Origin of the sequence: Streptomyces flaveolus (genome assembly GCF_000716535.1) — a bacterium.
In the GTDB taxonomy this organism is placed as follows: Bacteria; Actinomycetota; Actinomycetes; order Streptomycetales; family Streptomycetaceae; genus Streptomyces; species Streptomyces flaveolus_A.
Map to the genome: position 1 here is coordinate 1 of NZ_JNWV01000168.1, position 365 is coordinate 365.

At 73.4% G+C, this 365-nt stretch carries 1 pseudogene; it reads left to right on the forward strand.

Going from position 1 to position 365, the window contains the following annotated elements:
* A pseudogene (locus OO52_RS45690) lies at nt 1-365 on the forward strand (helix-turn-helix transcriptional regulator); the annotation flags it as partial.

Below are 365 nucleotides of genomic sequence, written 5' to 3' on the forward strand. Positions count from 1 at the left end.
CGGCACCGCCGCCGCCCTCAGCGAAGGCGACTACGAAGCCGCCTACCTCCACGCCATCGGCATCACACCCCCCGGCACCTTCACCCCCTACGCCCACCAGGCCTCCCGCACCCTCCTCGACCTCGTCGAAGCAGCCCTGCACACCGGCCGCTCCGAACAAGCCCGCACCCACGCACTCGCCGCCCACGACGCGGGCCTGCCCGACATCTCCCCCCGCCTCGCCCTCCTCACCCACGGCGCCCTCGCCATGACCGCCACCGACCCCACCGAAGCCGACGAGAACTACCACCACGCCGAAACCCACCCCGCCGCCGCCACCTTCCCCTTCGAACTCGCCCGCATCCGCCTCGCCCACGGCATCCGCC